Source organism: Massilia paldalensis, from assembly GCF_044901715.1.
Lineage (GTDB): Bacteria > Pseudomonadota > Gammaproteobacteria > Burkholderiales > Burkholderiaceae_D > Telluria > Telluria paldalensis.
The window spans coordinates 1,938,979-1,952,731 of the sequence record NZ_JBJCIU010000001.1 but is presented as its reverse complement, the minus strand read 5'-3'; the positions used below and the strand labels follow the sequence as shown (position 1 = coordinate 1,952,731).

Here is a 13,753-nt window from a genome sequence, read left to right as displayed (position 1 = left end):
CCGTATGCATTATGTGTCCACCCGCGCGACGAGCGCGTCCGCAGCACGCAATCCCCAAACGTTCTCGAGCATCCTGCTGGGCGGCCTGGCGCCGGACGGCGGCCTGTATCTCCCCGGCGACTATCCGCAGGTGACCTCGGCCGAGCTCGATGCCTGGCGCACGCTGTCGTATGCGGAGCTCGCCTACGAGATCCTGCGCAAGTTCGCCACCGACATCCCTGACGCCGACCTGCGCGCCCTGACGGCGAAGACGTACACGGCCGATGTCTACCGCAATGCGCGTGCCGACGAGTCGAGCGCCGAGATCACGCCGCTGCGCGTGCTGGAGAAAAGCGGGCAGGGCACGCTGATCCTGCAGGGCCTGTCCAACGGCCCGACGCTGGCGTTCAAGGACATGGCGATGCAGTTGCTGGGCAACCTGTTCGAGTACGCGCTGGCGCGCAGCGGCGACGAGTTGAACATCTTCGGCGCCACCTCGGGCGACACGGGCAGCGCCGCGGAATACGCGATGCGCGGCAAGCGCGGCATCCGCGTGTTCATGCTGTCGCCGCACCAGAAGATGAGCGCCTTCCAGACCGCCCAGATGTTCAGCCTGCAGGACCCGAACATCTTCAATATCGCCGTCGAAGGCGTGTTCGACGACTGCCAGGACATGGTCAAGGCGGTGTCCTCCGACCTCGAATTCAAGGCGCGCCAGAAGATCGGCACCGTCAACTCGATCAACTGGGCCCGCGTCGTCGCCCAGGTCGTGTACTACTTCCGCGGTTACCTGAAGGCGACCACGTCGAACGCGCAGAAGGTCTCGTTCACGGTCCCGTCGGGTAACTTCGGCAATATCTGCGCGGGCCACATCGCCCGCATGATGGGGCTGCCGATCGACAAGCTGGTCGTCGCCACCAACGAGAACAACGTGCTCGACGAATTCTTCCGCACGGGCGTGTACCGCGTGCGCAAGAGCAGCGAGACCTACCACACGAGCAGCCCGTCGATGGACATCTCGAAGGCCTCGAACTTCGAGCGCTTCGTCTACGACCTGGTCGGCCGCGACGCCGAGCGCACACACGCGCTGTTCCGCAAGGTGGACACGCACGGCGGCTTCGACCTCTCCGGCGGCCCGGGCAGCGACGGCGACGAGTTCAAGCTGGTCGCCGACTACGGCTTCCAGTCCGGCACCTCGCGCCACGAGGACCGCCTGGCCACCATCCGCGCCGTGTTCGACGACTACGGCATCACCATCGACACCCACACGGCCGACGGCATCAAGGTCGCCCGCGAGCACCTCGACCCGGCCGTGCCGATGATCGTGCTGGAGACGGCCCTCGCCGCCAAGTTCAACGAGACGATCCTGGAAGCGCTGGGCACGGATGCGGCGCGCCCGGCCGGCTTCGAGGACATCGAGTCGCTGCCGCAGCGCTTCGTCGTCATGCACCCGAACGTCGCGCAGATGAAGGAATTCATCGCCGCGCACACGGGGCTGGGCCACGCGGAGGCGGGCCAATGAGCGCGCAGGGCCAGGCGCCGGCGCGCAAGCCGATGCTGACGGTGCGCGAGGCGCTCGACTTCCTGCTGGCCGCCGCGCGGCCCGTCGACGGCGTCGAGACGGTCGATACGCTGGAGGCCAACGGCCGCGTGCTGGCCGAGGACCAGGTCTCGCTGCTGGACGTGCCGTCGGCCGACAACACGCAGATGGATGGCTATGCCGTGCGCGCGGCCGATTGCGCGAGCGGCGCCGCGCGGCTGCGCGTTGCCCAGCGCATCCCGGCCGGCAGCGTCGGCCAGCCGCTCGAACCGGGCACCGCGGCGCGCATCTTCACGGGCGCGCTGATCCCGCCCGGCGCGGATGCCGTCGTGATGCAGGAACAATGCGAAGCGGACGGCGACCATGTGACCGTCCGGCACGCGCCGAAGGAAGGCGAATGGATCCGCCGCGCCGGCGAGGACGTGCGCGCCGGCAGCGTGATCCTGCCGGCCGGCACCCGTTTGCGCGCCCAGGAACTGGGCCTCGCGGCATCCGTCGGCCTGGCCACGCTGCCCGTGCGCCGGCGCCTGCGCGTCGCCGTGTTCTTCACGGGCGACGAATTGGCGATGCCGGGCGAGCCGTTGAAGCCGGGCGCCATCTACAACTCGAACCGCTTCGCGCTGCGCGGGCTGCTGGAGAACTTCGGCTGCACGTTCACCGACTACGGCATCGTGCCGGACTCGCTGCAGGCCACGCGCGACACCTTGCGCGCGGCGGCGCGCGAGCACGACCTGATCATCACCTCGGGCGGCGTATCGGTCGGCGAGGAAGACCACATCAAGCCCGCCGTGGAAGCGGAAGGGCGCCTGAACATGTGGCAGATCGCCGTCAAGCCGGGCAAGCCGCTGGCGTTCGGCGCCGTGCGCCGTGCCGAAGGGAGTGACGGGGAAGCCTTCTTCATCGGCCTGCCGGGCAATCCGGTGTCCAGCTTCATCACCTTCCTGCTGTTCGTCCGCCCCTTCCTGTTGCGCCTGCAGGGCATGACGGGCGCCGTCGCGCCGCGCACGATCGCCATGCGCGCCGACTTCGACTGGCCCAAGGCCGACCGCCGCAACGAATTCCTGCGCGCCCGCATGAACGAGGCGGGCGGCCTGGAACTGTTCCCGAACCAGGGCTCGGGCGTGCTGACGTCCACCGCCTGGGCCGACGGCCTGATCGACAATCCGCCGGGGCAAAGCATCGCGCGTGGCGACACGGTGCGCTTCATCCCGTTCGCTTCACTCCAGTATTGAATACCGACATGAACATCAACCTGCGTTTCTTCGCCAGCGTGCGCGAAGCCCTCGGCACTCCGGGCGAGACGGTGGCGCTGCCCGACGGCGTGGCCACCGTCGGCGCCGTGCGCGACTTTCTGATCGCGCGTGGCGGCGCCTGGGCCGAGGCACTGGCCCACGACCGCGCCCTGCGCATGGCCTTCAACCACGTCATGTGCGCGCCCGAGACGCCCGTCGCGGAAGGCGGGGAAGTGGCGTTCTTCCCGCCGGTGACGGGCGGCTGATCCAGCTCCGCTAGAAAAAGCCGTCGCCCCTGCGCAGGCAGGGGCCCAAGTTCTCGGGCACGATCGCTGCGCCACGAAATTGGGCCCCTGCCTGCGCAGGGGCGACGTGTTTGCAGGGTCTGCCGTCAGCCGTGGTGCGCTTCCTCGCGCACCGCAGGGGCCTGGGCCGGCGCACCGTGGCGCATGGCCGCGACGATCACCAGCACCAGCGCCAGGACCGTCAGCGCCGCGCCGCCGAACATCACGGCCGCATAGCCCGCGCCGGCGTTCAGCACGGCCGCGCCCAGCGCCGCGCCGATCGCATTGCCCAGGTTGAAGGCGCCGATGTTCACGGAGGAAGCCAGGCCCGGCGCTTCCGTCGCGGCGCGCATCACGCGCATCTGCACGGGCGGCACCAGGGCGAAGGATGCGATGCCCCACACGAGCAGGCCGATCGCGGCGCCGGCCTGGGTCTGGGCCAGCCACGGGAAGGCGATCATGGTCGCCGCTTCCAGGGCCAGGAAGAACATCAGCGTCTTGTCGATCGAGCGGTCGGCCAGCTTGCCGCCGACCGAGTTGCCGATCGTGAAGCCGATGCCGACCACGGCCAGCATCAGGGTGATGAAGCCCGGCGAGGCGTGGGCAAACGTCTTGAGTGCGGGATTGATGTAGGTGTACAGCGCGAACATGGCGCCGGAGGCCAGCACGGTCGTCAGCAGCGCCTGCAGCACGACGGGGCGCAGCAGCACCTTCAGTTCCTTGCGCACGTCCGGTGCCTCGCCCTTGGCGCCCTTCGGCAGGAACATCAGCAGCGAAGCCATCGCCAGCACGCCCAGCATGCCGATCGCGCCGAAGGATTCGCGCCAGCCCAGGCTGTCGCTGACCCAGGTGGCGGCCGGCACGCCGCCGATATTGGCGATGGTCAGGCCCGTGAACATCGCCGCGACGGCGCTGGCCTGCTTCTCGCGCGGCACCAGGCTTGCGGCGACGACGGAACCGATGCCGAAGAAGGCACCGTGCGTGAGGCTCGTGATGACCCGCGCCGCCATCAGGCTGGCATAGTTGGGCGCCAGCGCCGACAGGATGTTACCGATCGTGAAGATCGCCATCAGGGCGATCAGCGCGTTGCGGCGCGGCCAGCGCGCCAGCAGCAGGGTCATGATCGGCGCGCCGACCATGACGCCGATCGCGTAGGCCGAGACGAGCATGCCGGCCGACGGGATCGACACGTTCACGCCCTGGGCGATGGTGAGGAGCATGCCCATGGGCCCGAATTCCGTGGTGCCGATGCCGAAGGCGCCGATCGCCAGGGCGAGCAGGGGCAGGGCGGCGCTGTGCGGCTGCCCCGTGGAAGTGCTGGAGGATGGTGTGGATGCGTGCATATTATTCTCGCGTGGTTCGGCCGAGACCCCTGTCCGGCCCGATGAACCCGCATTATGCACGCGATCACTTTTTCAGATAAAGCCCGTAATCCTCAAAACACTTTTGTAAATAAGGCGAAAATTGACGCGCAAAGCGCGTCATCGCTGCGCAGGCAGGGGCCCAATTTCATGTCGTGCTCCCGAGATGCCGACAAGCTCGGGCCCCTGCCTGCGCAGGGGCGACGTGGTCACGCCAGCGTCTTCTCAGCAAGCGCCATCAGCCGCGCGCAGTTCGCATTGCGGTCGGCATAGTCCTTCCACGCCGTCGTGCGGGCCAGGTCCTGCCACTTGCGCAGCGAGGCATCGTTGAGGTCGACCGTGCGTCCGCCATTACCCTGGAACAGGGCTGCGACCGAGGCATCGTCCATCTGTGCCGACTTGCGCGCGAAGCTTTCCAGGTCAGCGCCCACGGCCAGCAGCGTCTCCTGCTGTTCCTTGGTGAGGCGGTCGAACGTGGACTTCGAGATCAGCAGCGGCTCCAGCATGAACCAGTAGGCGCCGTTGCGGGCCGTCGTCACCGACTTGCTCACTTCGTCCAGGCGGAACGAGATCAGCGAGGACGAGGAGGTCATGGCGGCATCGATGCGGCCCTGCTGCATGGCGCCGCGGATCTCGTTGGAAGGCATGGCGACGACGCTGGCGCCCGCCTGCTTGAGGATCAGGTCCATCTCGTGCGAACCGCCGCGCACCTTGAGGCCGGCCGCATCCTCCGGATCGACGATGGGCTTGCCACGCGAGGCCATGCCGCCCGCCTGCCAGATCCAGCTCAGGATCACGATGCCCTTGTCGGCGAGGATGCGGTTGAATTCCTGGCCGATTTCCGCGTTCTTCCAGCCGTAACCCTGTTCGTAGGACGTCACCAGCCCCGGCATCAGGCCGATGTTCACCTCGGGCAGGTCCGCGCCGGCGTAGGACAGCGGCACGAGCGACATGTCCAGGCGGCCCGCGGCCAGCGCCCCGATCTGCGCCTCGCTCTTTATCAGCGTGGAGCGCGGGTAGATCGAGAACTTGACCCTGCCCTTCGTACGGCGCTCGGCCTCGGCGGCGAACATGCGGCACAGGCGGTCGCGGAAATCGCCTTCGGCAACGCTGCCGCCGGGGAACTGGTGGGAGATCTTGAGGTGGGTGGGCTGGGCCCACGCCGTCTGGAGCCAGAGCGGACTGGTCGCGATCGCGCCCAGTAATGTCCTACGGGTCATTACCGACATATTCATCCTCCAAGATGATCAGATCGACGTGTCGAATCGTGCCGCCTTGTCGCATGGCGCCGGTGGCATCGTTCGTATTGTTGTGCGTATAAGCATAGGCTGAGCCCGTGGCATGTCAAGACGAAAATTGAATTTATGCCAAAGCTTTTTGCCGCCGGCCGTGCTGGCCGCATGCGGCAATGCAGCGCAAGTATCGGTCGCGCGAACGCATTCTTGTTTGCGCTGGCTCAGATGCTTGCTCGGTTCGCCAGGTATTGCGGTGCACCGTCGGCGCGGCCGGACGGTGTTGCAAGAAAAGCACGTCGCCCCGGCGCAGGCCGGGGCCCAATGTCGTGGCGCAGCCGAGCCGCATGGAACGTGGGCCCCGGCCTGCGCCGGGGCGACGATCGGGGGGAGTCGCTCAGAGCCCGCGCAGGAAGGCGCGGATCGCGTCGCGCACCTTGTCCGGCTGGTCGAACATGGCGAAATGGCGCGCCGGCGCGACGCCCGTCACCTGCAGGCGCGGCACGCCTTCCAGCAGCGCGCGGTAGTAGTCGAGCTTGGCCGCTTCCGTCAGGCCCTGCTGCTGGCTGTCGAGGTCGAAGTAGGGCGCCAGTACCAGCACCGGCGCAGCGATCGACTTCAGGCCCGGGCGCAGGTCCAGCGCCAGCACGTCGGCCGTGTAGCGTCCCACCGAGGCCGGGTCGCTGCGCCCGGTCAGCTTGGCCAGTTCGTCGGCCTTGTCCATGTCGAGCACGCCGATCGTGCGCATATAGCCCTGCTGCTGCGCCGCGAAGGCGCCGGCCGGGATGTTGGCCAGGCGCTGGCGCATCGTGGCCGCCTGCTGGGTGCGCTGCTGGGGCGGGAAGTCCTCGGTGCCGGGGAACACGGGCAGGCCGTCGATGCTGACGACGCCGCCCAGCAGCTGCGGCTGGTCCTCCGCGAGCGCGAAGCCGAGGATGCCGCCCAGGCTGTGGCCGATCACGACGGGCTTGTCCAGCCGCCGCTGGGCGATCAGCTTCTGCACGGCGGCCTGGGCGGCGGCGAACGGCTGCTCGCCGGCGGCCGGGCGGCCATCGAAGCCGGGCAGCGTCAGCACGTACAGCGTGTACTCGCCGGCGAAGGCGCGGATCGTGTCCTGCCACACCCAGCTGCCGCTGGCGAGGCCCGGCACGAGGATCAGCGGACGGCCGCGCGACCCGTGGCGCTCGACCAGGACGCCGTCGACCTCGAAGCGCTCGGCCGGCGCGATGGTCGCGGCGTAGCGGCTCGTGGCAGCGGGGGCGGGCGCCGGCTCGGCGGCGCGGGATTCCTTGCCGACGTCCTGGCCGATGCAGAGGACGGCGATCAGCAGGGCGGCGATGCGGGGTTTCGTGCACTTCATGCGGACTCCTCGGGGAAAAAGATGGTTTCGATCGGCTGTTCGAACAGCCGGGACAGCGCGAAGGCGAGCGGCAGGCTGGGGTCGTACCTGCCCGTCTCGATGGCGATGACGGTCTGGCGCGACACGTCCAGCAGCTCGGCCAGGTGGGCCTGGCTCCAGCCGCGCGCGCCGCGCAGGTCGCGGATCAGGTTCTTCATGCTTCCAGGCGCCGGTCCATGCGGGTGCGGATCAGGCCGGCCAGCGCCCAGCTCGCGCCCATCACGATCCAGACGGCGAACATCGACAGACGCGGAAAGCCGGCCGTCTCCAGGAAGCCGTAGCTGAACGTGACGGCGCCTGTCAGGGCGAAGGCCAGGCCCAGCGTCTCGAGCATGCGCAGGCGCTGGTACTCGTCGATGCGGCGCACGTGGCGCGCGATGGCGCGGATCATCAGGCCGAAGCCGGCCATCGGCAGCAGCAGGACGGCCGTGCGCAGCGGCCCTTCGTCCAGCGGGCGGCCGAACGCGATCGATGCGCACAACAGGACCGCGTAGACGGCGAGCGCCGTAAACAGCTCGCGGTGGTAGGCTTTCGTGACCCGTCGTTCGTGCATGGATGGCTCCTCGTGGCGGTGGATGTAAAGGATGCTTGACATCGTAGGCCGGCGCATTCCCGATGTCAAGCGTCCTTTACATCGACCGGCGTAGCGGCCTTCGACTACAATGCACGCCTTTCCTGCACACGCCGCTTCCCGCCATGACCCAGACTCCCGACCCTTCGCGCCGCGCCATCGTCGTCGGCGGCGGCCCCGCCGGCCTGATGGCGGCCGAGGTGCTGGCCGCGGGCGGTGCCTCGGTCGACGTATACGACGCCATGCCGTCCGTCGGCCGCAAATTCCTCCTGGCGGGCAAGGGCGGCATGAACATTACCCACTCGGAGCCCCTCGATGCGTTCGCGGCCCGCTACGGCAGCCGCCGCGCCAACGTCGCGCCCTGGCTGGACGGCCTGTCGCCGGACGCGGTGCGCGGCTGGATCCACGCACTCGGCATCGAGACCTTCGTCGGCACATCGGGCCGCGTCTTCCCCACGGACATGAAGGCGGCGCCGCTGCTGCGCGCATGGCTGCACCGGCTGCGCGAGCGGGGCGTGCGCTTCCACATGCGCCACCGCTGGCTCGGCTGGGACGGCGACGTCGATGGAAGTGCGGCGGGCGGCGCGCTGCGTTTCGCCACGCCCGAGGGCGAGCGCGTGGAACGGGCCGGCGCCGTCGTGCTGGCCCTGGGTGGCGCCAGCTGGGCACGGCTCGGTTCGGACGGCGCCTGGGTGCCGCTGCTGCAGGGGGCGGGCGTGGACGTCGCGCCGCTCCTTCCCGCCAACTGCGGGTTCGACGCCGACTGGAGCGCGCATTTCGCGCAGCGCCACGCGGGCGCGCCCCTGACCACCGTGGCGCTGGCACTGGACGACGTCGACGGCGTGCGGCTGGCGCGCAAGGGCCAGTTCGTCGTCACGGCGACGGGCATCGAGGGCAGCCTCGTGTACGCGCTGTCGGCGCCCATCCGCGAGCGCATCGCGCGCGACGGCCAGGCTACCGTGTTCGTCGACCTGCTGCCGGACCATGACGCGGCGCGCGTGCTGGACGAAGTGGCGCGGCCGCGCGGGACGCGCTCGATGTCCAGCCACCTGCAGAGCCGCCTCGGCATCAAGGGCGTGAAATCGGGCCTGCTGCACGAGTGCCTGTCGAAGGAGGCGTATGCCGATCCGGCGCGCCTGGCGCGGGCGATCAAGGCGCTGCCGCTGGTCCTCAAGCGTCCCCGCCCCATCGACGAGGCGATCAGCAGCGCCGGCGGCGTGCGCTTCGCGGGCCTGGACGCCGCCGGCATGCTGCGCGCCGTCCCCGGTACCTTCGTCGCCGGCGAGATGGTGGACTGGGAAGCGCCGACGGGCGGCTACCTGCTGACGGCCTGCTTCGGCAGCGGACGCGCGGCGGGCCAGGGTGCACTGGCATGGCTGGACCGTCCCCGCTGAGCGGACCGGCCATGCTAGGATGGCAATATTGTGACTTGACCATCATTCCATGAAAAAGACCGTCCCCTTCCTCCTCGCGTTCTTCATGACGCATGCCGCGTCGGCCGCCGAACCATCGTGCGCCCAGCAGCTGGGCCCCAAGCAGTCGGCCATGCTGGTGGCGCAGTGCATCCAGGCGTCGCCGGCCACCCATCCGCCCTGCAATGCGGCCAACAGCTGCGCGATGGTGATCGGCGAGATCGAGCGCGGCTGCAACCTGCTGCACGGCCAGTCGTACGAACCCGGTTTTTGCAAGGTGGTGGACATGCCCAAGGGGACGCGGCGCGCGACGGGCGTCCTGATGCCCTCGGGAGGCGGCGACGATGCCTTCCTGCGCATCATGACGGAGGGCGGCGTGCAGCTGGGCGGCTTCTGCCTCGCGGGCAGCGGCTGCGACACCTGGTTCGGCGAAGGCGGGGACGGCGAGCCCCCGGTGGTGCTGGACAAGAAGCTGCGCGGGCGCCGCGCGCAAATCGAATTCGTCACGGAACCGAACCGCGGCCGGATCGAGGGTGCAGACGAGCGCGACGTCCTCACCTTCGTGAAGCGCGCCACCTTGCTCAAATAATCAGTCCTTGAACACGACGCTGCCGCTGCCGTGGCGCGTCACGCTGCGCTGATCCGGATTGCCGTAGACGACGGCGTCGCCGCTGCCCGTGAGCGACACGGTCACTTCGCGGGTGGCGTACAGGGCGCTGTCGCCGGAACCCTGCTGCACGAGTGCGGCTTCCTCGACGCGCAGGTGGCGCGCGTCGATGTCGCCCGAGCCGCGCAAGGTGGCCGCCAGCGCGCGGCTGGAGCCGACGAGGGTCAGCCGGCCCGAGCCCTCGACGTCGCCCGTCACCGTGTCGCTGCTGCCGCCCGTGACCTCGAGGTCGCCGCTGCCGTGCACGTTGGCCGCGATCTCGCGGTAGCGGCCGTTGAAGCGCACGCTGCCCGAGCCGCCCAGCGTGATGACGATGCGTTCGCCGCCGAAGCCGCTGACGGCGTGTTCGCCGTTGCCGTTGACGGCCAGGCTGTCCAGCGTCGGCAGCGTGAGGGCGACTTCGATCGGCTGGCGGTGGCGCAGCAGGATGCCGCGCGGGGCGATGCGCAGCGTATCGCCGTCCAGCGCCGTGTCGATGTTCGCCAGCAGGCGCTGCTCGCCGCGCACTTCGAGGCTGGGCACGGCGCCCTGGCGCAGCGTCAGGTTGACGGGGCCGCTGACCTCGACGCTCGACACGGCGCGGTCGAGGGCGCGCTTGTCGGTGGCCAGCAGGCGGCTGCCCGGGGTCGACGGACCGTTGCTGCCATGGGCGCGCAGCATGCTGTACGAGACGCCGATCAGGACGAAGGCCAGCAGCAGCAGGGCGAAGCCGATTTTCAACAATGCGCGCATCGCCGCCTTTCAGCTGCCCTTGAGCAGCGACCGGTTCATCTGCAGGTAGCGCTTGATGCCTACCCATGTATAGCGCGTGACGACGAGCGAGGCCAGCATCAACGCGATCCCGCCCAGCACCATGCCGCCGCCGAGCAGCGTCTGCGTGGTGCGCGATTCCGCGTCCATGTCGGTGCTGATGCGCAGCGTGCTGTCGGCCACCGCCTCGGCGCCGCGCAGCACGCGCGAGCGGCGCGACTGGCCGTCCGCGCCGGCGCCGCCGTCGGCCTCGGCGTCCGCCGCGTTGTCCGCCCGCTCCTGGCGCACGTGGATGCCCTGTTCCCCGATCGTGATCAGCATCTGGCGCTCGCCCCGGTCCTCGTCGATCGTGACGAAGCGGCTGGGCCAGTCCAGGACCAGTTCGTTGGTGCCGGCCAGGCCGCTGGCCGTGGTGGCGATGCCCGCCAGGTAGAACGCGAGCGCGCTCACGTACAGGGCGAACAGCAGCGAAGCGTAGACCATCGCCGGCACGATCATGAACAGGTTGAAGATGGCCAAGCCGAAGGCAGAAACGGCCATGCGCGCGGCCCCGGCCGGGCTTTTCCGGACCGAGAGCGTGGACAGGTGGGCGCTGGCACGCAGCGTCATCGCGATCTTCTTCGGCTCGTCGAGCTCGCGCGCCACGTCCTGCTCGCTGCGGCCGGCGGCGACGCCGTCCACGAAGCGCTGTTCGTAGTAGGCCAGCGTTTTGGCCTGCACGTCGGGCTGCAGGCCCAGCATGGCCCGCTTGAGCGCGTCGAGGTATTCCAGTTTGCCCATGCGGCGTTCTCCCCCGGCTCCGGCGTCAGTGGCGGCCGATGGCCGGCAGCACGTACGGCGCCGGGTCCAGCGCCGCCCCGGCGCCGACCAGTCCCGGATGGACGAGCACCACCGTCGCGAGGGCGACGACGGCCAGGAGGGCCAGGGTACGCAAGCCGAGTACGAGGTTCATGTGCATGTCCGCCAACATTCTTGTCGATGCTCCCACTCTACGCAGCGTTGCCGGCACGGGCCAGCGCGGTGCGACGGACTGCCGTTTTTGCGGAATAGTCCGCATGGGGCCGGGATAGCCGGGATGCATGGATCATGGCTTGCGCCCCTTCAGCAGCGCCTGCGCGGCCTGGACGCCGCTGCGTACGGCCGCTTCCAGCGTGGCCGGATAGTCGCTGGCCGTGTAGTCGCCGGCCAGGAACAGGCCGGGCAGGGCCGTCGCGTTGGCGGGGCGCGCCAGGCCTGGCGTGCAGGCGAAGGTGGCGCGTTTTTCCGTGATCACCTGGGTCCAGCGCGGCGCCGCCAGCACCGGCATGGCGAAGGCATCGGCCAGCTGCTTGGCCACGGCGCACGCCAGCGCCTCCTGGGGCTGGGCGGCCGCATCGCCGGCGGCGCTGACGACGATGGCCAGCAAGCCGTCCTGCTCGCCCCGGTCGCCGTCCAGCTGGCCGCGGTCGAAGGCGAACTGGCCCCACAGGCCCTGGTCCGGCGCGTCGAGCAGGGCGCAGAACGGCAGGGGCAGGCGGGTACCCGGCTCGTATTGCAGGTAGACGGTCGAAATGGGCTCGTAGTCGAAGGCATCGAGCTGGGCGCAGGTTTGCGCCAGCGGCGGCAGCGCGCGCAGCAGGCTGGCCGCCTGCCACGGCGGGGCGGCGACGACGACGGCATCGTGGACGAGGCAGCCCGCGTCGTTGCCCACGCGCCAGCGCGCGCCGTCGGGCACGACACTGCTCACCCGGGTCCCCGTCAATACGCGCGCGCCGCGGCGTTCCAGCCATGCGCGCGCGGCTTCGGGGAACAGGGCGTCGAGCAGCACGCGCGGCAGCAGCATGTCGGACGCCGCCCGCTTTGCACCCAGGCTGTCGCGCAGCACGGCCAGGAAGACCCTGGCGGAGGCGCGCTCGGGCGGCGTGTTCAGCGCCGCGATGCACAGCGGCGCCCACAACAGGCGCTGCAGGCGCGGCGTCTGGTCGAAGCGCTCCAGCAGTTCCGCCACGCTGCAATCGGCATGGAGCTGCCAGCCCATCCAGCGCGCGCTTGTCGAAAAGCGCGCCAGCGCCAGCTTGTCCTCGCGTTCGAGGCCCTTGGCGCCCAGCAGGGCCGCCAGCACGTGCAGGGGCGCCGGCAGGCGCGGGGCGGCGAAATCCATCAGCCGCGCCGCGGGCGGGTAGCGCATCTGCAGCGGCAGGCGCAGGAAGGCGGCGCGCGGGTCGACGCCGACGCGGCGCAGCAGCTTCAGGCTGTCCCGGTAGGCGCCCAGCAGGATGTGCTGGCCGTTGTCCAGCCGCCGCTCTCCCGCCGGGCCCTTGACCTCGACGGCGCGCGCGCGGCCGCCCAGCATGCGCGCCGCTTCGTACAGCGTGACGCGGCAGCCGGCGGCGGCCAGTTCGACGGCGGCGGCACAACCGGCCCAGCCGCCGCCGACGACCGCCACGTCGGCGCCGTCAGTTCTTGACATACGTCTTCCACGCCAGCCACAGCTTGCGCAGCGGCGTCAGCGAGATCTTCTGGTTCAGCACGTGGTAGCCGTCGCGCGCGATCTCATCGAGCAGCGTGCGGTAGATGGCGGCCATCATGAGGCCGGGACGCTGGGCGCGCCGGTCCGCCCTGGGCAGCAGCGCGAAGGCCTCGTCGTAGATGCCCTGGGCGCGCTCGGTCTGGAATTGCATCAGCGCTTCGAATTTGTCGCTGTGGCGGGCGTTAAGGATGTCGGCCGCCGTCACGCCGAACTGCTGCAGCTCGTTGACGGGCAGGTAGATGCGGCCCTTGCGCGCATCCTCGCCGACGTCGCGGATGATGTTGGTGAGCTGGAACGCGAGGCCCAGCTTTTCGGCGTACTCGAGGGTCCGGGGATTCGTCACGCCGAAGATGCTGGCCGACAGGATGCCGACGACGCCGGCCACGTGCCAGCAGTACTTGCGCAGGCCGGGGTAGTCGAGGTAGCGCGACTGGTCCAGGTCCATCTCCATGCCGTCGATGATGGCCAGCAGGTGTTCTTCCTTCAGGTCGTAGACGGCCAGGTGCGGCTGCAGCGCCAGCATCACGGGGTGGGTGGGCGGATTGCCATCGCTGGCGCCATACATGCTAGACACTTCCTTGCGCCACCAGGCCAGCTTGATGCGCGCGACGGAGCCGTCGCTGGTCTCGTCCACGGTGTCGTCGACCTCGCGGCAGAACGCGTACAGCGCCGTGATCGCGCGCCGGCGTTCCGGCGGCAGGAACAGGAAGCTGTAGTAGAAGCTGGAGCCGCTCTGGACGGTCTTTTGTTGGCAGTATTCGTCGGGGGACATAATCAAATTCGGGGTCATGCGGCGCGGGGCCGCGTGGTTAGCCTG

15 protein-coding genes are annotated in these 13,753 nt (G+C 69.6%); 5 read left to right on the top strand and 10 right to left on the bottom strand.

Annotated features, from left to right (window positions below; translation table 11 throughout):
* The first annotated feature begins 4 nt into the window (after positions 1-4).
* From thrC to moaD, 3 genes are read left to right on the top strand one after another with little or no spacing between them, the layout of a single operon-like run.
* A complete protein-coding gene (thrC, locus tag ACI1V7_RS08570; RefSeq protein WP_404531325.1) occupies positions 5-1,501 on the top strand; it encodes a threonine synthase in 1,497 nt (498 codons plus the stop codon).
* A 32-nt stretch (positions 1,502-1,533) separates the two neighbouring features.
* Positions 1,534-2,751, top strand: a complete 1,218-nt coding sequence (locus tag ACI1V7_RS08565; RefSeq protein ID WP_404531566.1) for a molybdopterin molybdotransferase MoeA — start codon at positions 1,534-1,536, stop codon at positions 2,749-2,751.
* An 8-nt stretch (positions 2,752-2,759) separates the two neighbouring features.
* Positions 2,760-3,017 (top strand): molybdopterin converting factor subunit 1, encoded by a 258-nt coding sequence (gene moaD / locus ACI1V7_RS08560; RefSeq protein ID WP_404531324.1) that lies wholly within the window; start codon positions 2,760-2,762, stop codon positions 3,015-3,017.
* Positions 3,018-3,142: 125 nt separating this feature from the next.
* Here moaD and ACI1V7_RS08555 read toward each other — a convergent pair whose 3' ends face one another.
* From ACI1V7_RS08555 to ACI1V7_RS08535, 5 genes are all read right to left on the bottom strand, one after another.
* The gene (locus tag ACI1V7_RS08555) at positions 3,143-4,378 is read right to left on the bottom strand and encodes an MFS transporter (protein WP_404531323.1); all 1,236 of its coding nucleotides are present in this window, start codon (positions 4,376-4,378) and stop codon (positions 3,143-3,145) included.
* Between the two features lie 227 nt (positions 4,379-4,605).
* Positions 4,606-5,625, bottom strand: a complete 1,020-nt coding sequence (gene dctP, locus ACI1V7_RS08550) for a TRAP transporter substrate-binding protein DctP (RefSeq protein WP_404531322.1) — start codon at positions 5,623-5,625, stop codon at positions 4,606-4,608.
* A gap of 400 nt (positions 5,626-6,025) precedes the next feature.
* Positions 6,026-6,988: an alpha/beta fold hydrolase gene (locus tag ACI1V7_RS08545; protein ID WP_404531321.1), complete on the bottom strand. Its 963-nt coding sequence runs from the start codon at positions 6,986-6,988 to the stop codon at positions 6,026-6,028.
* On the bottom strand, positions 6,985-7,185 hold the full coding sequence (locus ACI1V7_RS08540; protein WP_404531320.1) for a helix-turn-helix transcriptional regulator: 201 nt from the start codon (positions 7,183-7,185) through the stop codon (positions 6,985-6,987). Before ACI1V7_RS08540 ends, ACI1V7_RS08545 begins: the two co-directional genes overlap by 4 nt.
* The gene (locus ACI1V7_RS08535) at positions 7,182-7,580 is read right to left on the bottom strand and encodes a hypothetical protein (RefSeq protein WP_404531319.1); all 399 of its coding nucleotides are present in this window, start codon (positions 7,578-7,580) and stop codon (positions 7,182-7,184) included. The genes ACI1V7_RS08540 and ACI1V7_RS08535 overlap by 4 nt, the downstream gene beginning before the upstream one ends.
* A gap of 143 nt (positions 7,581-7,723) precedes the next feature.
* On the opposite strand from ACI1V7_RS08535, the gene ACI1V7_RS08530 reads away from it, so the two are divergent.
* Positions 7,724-8,992, top strand: coding sequence for a TIGR03862 family flavoprotein (locus ACI1V7_RS08530; RefSeq protein WP_404531318.1), 1,269 nt, complete (start codon positions 7,724-7,726; stop codon positions 8,990-8,992).
* 49 nt (positions 8,993-9,041) lie between these two features.
* Positions 9,042-9,599, top strand: a complete 558-nt coding sequence (locus tag ACI1V7_RS08525; RefSeq protein WP_404531317.1) for a hypothetical protein — start codon at positions 9,042-9,044, stop codon at positions 9,597-9,599.
* Here ACI1V7_RS08525 and ACI1V7_RS08520 read toward each other — a convergent pair whose 3' ends face one another.
* From ACI1V7_RS08520 to hpnD, 5 genes are all read right to left on the bottom strand, one after another.
* The gene (locus tag ACI1V7_RS08520; RefSeq protein WP_404531316.1) at positions 9,600-10,409 is read right to left on the bottom strand and encodes a GIN domain-containing protein; all 810 of its coding nucleotides are present in this window, start codon (positions 10,407-10,409) and stop codon (positions 9,600-9,602) included.
* 9 nt (positions 10,410-10,418) lie between these two features.
* The gene (locus tag ACI1V7_RS08515) at positions 10,419-11,207 is read right to left on the bottom strand and encodes a DUF1700 domain-containing protein (RefSeq protein ID WP_404531314.1); all 789 of its coding nucleotides are present in this window, start codon (positions 11,205-11,207) and stop codon (positions 10,419-10,421) included.
* 25 nt (positions 11,208-11,232) lie between these two features.
* Complete coding sequence (locus ACI1V7_RS08510) at positions 11,233-11,379, bottom strand: hypothetical protein (protein WP_404531313.1); 147 nt, start codon at positions 11,377-11,379, stop codon at positions 11,233-11,235.
* Between the two features lie 132 nt (positions 11,380-11,511).
* Complete coding sequence (gene hpnE / locus ACI1V7_RS08505; protein WP_404531312.1) at positions 11,512-12,876, bottom strand: hydroxysqualene dehydroxylase HpnE; 1,365 nt, start codon at positions 12,874-12,876, stop codon at positions 11,512-11,514.
* Positions 12,863-13,708 (bottom strand): presqualene diphosphate synthase HpnD, encoded by an 846-nt coding sequence (gene hpnD, locus ACI1V7_RS08500; RefSeq protein ID WP_404531311.1) that lies wholly within the window; start codon positions 13,706-13,708, stop codon positions 12,863-12,865. The genes hpnE and hpnD overlap by 14 nt, the downstream gene beginning before the upstream one ends.
* Between the last annotated feature and the right edge of the window lie 45 nt (positions 13,709-13,753).

Coding starts and splice junctions, on each gene's coding strand:
- thrC (WP_404531325.1), top strand. CDS start 5: ATGCATTATGTGTCCACCCGCGCGACGAGCGCGTCCGCAGCACGCAAT.
- ACI1V7_RS08565 (WP_404531566.1), top strand. CDS start 1,534: ATGCTGACGGTGCGCGAGGCGCTCGACTTCCTGCTGGCCGCCGCGCGG.
- moaD (WP_404531324.1), top strand. CDS start 2,760: ATGAACATCAACCTGCGTTTCTTCGCCAGCGTGCGCGAAGCCCTCGGC.
- ACI1V7_RS08555 (WP_404531323.1), bottom strand. CDS start 4,378: ATGCACGCATCCACACCATCCTCCAGCACTTCCACGGGGCAGCCGCAC.
- dctP (WP_404531322.1), bottom strand. CDS start 5,625: ATGTCGGTAATGACCCGTAGGACATTACTGGGCGCGATCGCGACCAGT.
- ACI1V7_RS08545 (WP_404531321.1), bottom strand. CDS start 6,988: ATGAAGTGCACGAAACCCCGCATCGCCGCCCTGCTGATCGCCGTCCTC.
- ACI1V7_RS08540 (WP_404531320.1), bottom strand. CDS start 7,185: ATGAAGAACCTGATCCGCGACCTGCGCGGCGCGCGCGGCTGGAGCCAG.
- ACI1V7_RS08535 (WP_404531319.1), bottom strand. CDS start 7,580: ATGCACGAACGACGGGTCACGAAAGCCTACCACCGCGAGCTGTTTACG.
- ACI1V7_RS08530 (WP_404531318.1), top strand. CDS start 7,724: ATGACCCAGACTCCCGACCCTTCGCGCCGCGCCATCGTCGTCGGCGGC.
- ACI1V7_RS08525 (WP_404531317.1), top strand. CDS start 9,042: ATGAAAAAGACCGTCCCCTTCCTCCTCGCGTTCTTCATGACGCATGCC.
- ACI1V7_RS08520 (WP_404531316.1), bottom strand. CDS start 10,409: ATGCGCGCATTGTTGAAAATCGGCTTCGCCCTGCTGCTGCTGGCCTTC.
- ACI1V7_RS08515 (WP_404531314.1), bottom strand. CDS start 11,207: ATGGGCAAACTGGAATACCTCGACGCGCTCAAGCGGGCCATGCTGGGC.
- ACI1V7_RS08510 (WP_404531313.1), bottom strand. CDS start 11,379: ATGAACCTCGTACTCGGCTTGCGTACCCTGGCCCTCCTGGCCGTCGTC.
- hpnE (WP_404531312.1), bottom strand. CDS start 12,876: ATGTCAAGAACTGACGGCGCCGACGTGGCGGTCGTCGGCGGCGGCTGG.
- hpnD (WP_404531311.1), bottom strand. CDS start 13,708: ATGTCCCCCGACGAATACTGCCAACAAAAGACCGTCCAGAGCGGCTCC.